Genomic DNA, 2,536 nt, shown 5'->3' on the forward strand with positions numbered 1-2,536 from the left:
CAAAGAGACTCCCGGAATAATCGAGGGTAATGATATTGCAAAACTTTCTGAACCCTTGAAGGCGATCGCTGCTTTATACAGTGGTCTAGGAGGTTCAGTTGTGAAGATGGGAACTGCGGCCTTACAAAGGCTTTGGGACTTGGAAAACAGGGTTCGCAGCAACAGAAAGACCTGGTGAAAAAATGGTTTCGGAAAGATGCAGCAGCAGAACAATTGATTAAGCAGGATTTTTACCAGATGCCAAATTCTTCTTCCAATTTTTCGGATTTCCGGTTCCTGACTTTCGAACAGAAAGGAGATACGGTAACGGTAAATTATAATTTAATGACTTACAGCCATGGAGAGATCGACTATATCCAAGGGCCGGACAAGTTTGTCATTAAAGGAAATACGATAGAAACCCTTCACCGGAATATCTGGAAAGACGTAAAGTAATCACAACAAGTTGTTTGTCTTTTGGAAAACGGTTTTTTTTAAAGCAGAAGGAGCGATCCGTAACAGTTATCTTTGGTAATCGACAAAACCCCGATTATTCAAAAAATATGATGTTTTACCAAAAATTTCCAAAATACATTTATTACACTTACATTTGTAGAAATGGAAGAATTCGTAGTTTTAGTAAATCCCGAAGATAAAGTTCTTGGCCTTATGGAAAAGCAGCAGGCCCATGTTAATGGCCTGTTGCACCGTGCTTTCTCCGTATTCTTATTTAACAGGAACGGCGAAATGCTGCTGCAGAAAAGGGCTTCGGGTAAGTACCACTCTCCGTTGAAATGGACCAACGCCGTCTGTTCGCATCCAAGGGAGGAAGAAACCTATCTTGAAGGGGCTAAAAGAAGGCTGAAAGAAGAACTCGGTATCGATACGGAACTGACGGAAAAATTCAATTTCATCTATAAAGCGGACGTCGGCAACGGACTTTGGGAACATGAGCTCGACCACGTTTTTACCGGTATTTTTGAAGATGAGTTCCAACTGAATACCAACGAAGTGGAGGAAGTACGTTACATTTCCATGGAAAACCTGGATAAAGAGATGACTGAAAACCCGGAACATTTTACAGAATGGTTCAAGATTATCCTGGAAGAATACAAACACCATTTTTCAGACCGATGAAAAGATTAACTGCAGCCATGTTGATTTTTATCGGATCATGGGTATTTTCCCAGTCGGTTCCGACAAAAGTCTATGAAAACGACAACTACTCCATCACACTCCCCGAAGGCTGGAAGGTGACGGACGACAGCAACATCATCAATATTTTTCCCGGCAATGAAGTTGGTGCGATTACCATCTCGGAATACCACGACCTGAACCTCCCGAGAACGGAAACCAAAAAATTCATCCTTGCTTTGTATAAATCTTCGGATGAAGAAAGCAAGATCAAAACCAAGAACGGAAAGAAAGGATACACCGAGTACCTGTATACATATTTTGACGAAAAACAGAAGCTGGTCTGGACCACCAAAGTCCTGCAGAAGGATAAAGATCTCTTCCTGGTTACCATCAACTGCGGACAGAAATACTGGAACGGGAATTATATGAAGCTTTTCAACGAAGCTTTCGACAGTTTTAAAATAAAGAAATAAATATAAAATTAAACATGAAGAAAACAGCATTGTACGACAAGCACGTATCATTAGGTGCTAAAATCGTACCTTTCGCAGGATTTGAAATGCCTGTACAATACTCAGGAGTTACCGAAGAACATTTTGCCGTAAGAGAAAAAGCAGGCCTGTTCGATGTTTCCCACATGGGACAGTTTTTCATTGAAGGAGCGGGTTCCAAAGAACTTTTGCAGTATGTGACCACCAACAATGTAAATGCGCTTGAAAACGGTAAAGCTCAGTACTCTTGCCTTCCGAACGAAGACGGAGGTATTGTAGATGACCTGATCGTATACAAAATGGAAGACGATAAATATTTCGTGGTTGTCAATGCTTCAAATATCGATAAAGACTGGAATCATATTTCCAAATACAACACATTCGGGGCCAAAATGACAAACGCCTCAGACGATATGTCATTACTAGCTGTTCAGGGTCCGAAAGCAACGGAAATCCTTCAGAAACTGACGGAAAGCAACCTTTCCGAAATTCCTTATTATAACTTCACCATAGGTTCCGTGGCTGGGGTAAACGATGTCATCATTTCCAACACCGGCTACACCGGAAGCGGAGGTTTTGAAATCTACTTTAAGAATGAAGATGCCGCAACCCTTTGGGATGCCATCATCGAAGCAGGTGCTGAAGAAGGAATTATCCCTTGCGGTCTGGCTGCCAGAGATACCTTACGTCTCGAAAAAGGATTCTGTCTGTACGGAAACGATATCGACGACACCACTTCCCCGATCGAGGCCGGCTTGGGATGGATCACGAAATTCGATAAAGATTTTGTTTCCAAAGAAATGTTTGCCCAGCAAAAAGAAGAAGGCGTTACCCGAAAATTAGTCGGTTTTGAATTAACTGACAAAGGCGTTCCAAGACACGACTATCCTGTGGTAGATGCCGAAGGAAACGTGATCGGAAAAGTAACT

General features: G+C 42.0%; 4 protein-coding genes. All 4 read left to right on the forward strand.

The genetic code is table 11. The features are described 5' to 3' along the window. Window positions 1-174 precede the first annotated feature (174 nt). Window positions 175-435 (forward strand): hypothetical protein, encoded by a 261-nt coding sequence (locus QZ735_RS02390; RefSeq protein WP_294225733.1) that lies wholly within the window; start codon window positions 175-177, stop codon window positions 433-435. 162 nt (window positions 436-597) lie between these two features. After that, the gene (idi, locus tag QZ735_RS02395) at window positions 598-1,116 is read left to right on the forward strand and encodes an isopentenyl-diphosphate Delta-isomerase (protein ID WP_294202367.1); all 519 of its coding nucleotides are present in this window, start codon (window positions 598-600) and stop codon (window positions 1,114-1,116) included. Beyond that, complete coding sequence (locus QZ735_RS02400) at window positions 1,113-1,589, forward strand: hypothetical protein (protein ID WP_294202369.1); 477 nt, start codon at window positions 1,113-1,115, stop codon at window positions 1,587-1,589. The genes idi and QZ735_RS02400 overlap by 4 nt, the downstream gene beginning before the upstream one ends. A gap of 14 nt (window positions 1,590-1,603) precedes the next feature. Continuing rightward, a partial coding sequence (gene gcvT, locus QZ735_RS02405) for a glycine cleavage system aminomethyltransferase GcvT (protein WP_294243817.1) occupies window positions 1,604-2,536 on the forward strand: 933 nt, incomplete at its 3' end.

This window comes from uncultured Chryseobacterium sp. (assembly GCF_913776365.1).
Lineage (GTDB): Bacteria > Bacteroidota > Bacteroidia > Flavobacteriales > Weeksellaceae > Chryseobacterium.

Excerpts from the sequence above, each read along its gene's own strand:
- idi (WP_294202367.1), top strand. The coding sequence starts at position 598 with ATGGAAGAATTCGTAGTTTTAGTAAATCCCGAAGATAAAGTTCTTGGC.
- QZ735_RS02400 (WP_294202369.1), top strand. The coding sequence starts at position 1,113 with ATGAAAAGATTAACTGCAGCCATGTTGATTTTTATCGGATCATGGGTA.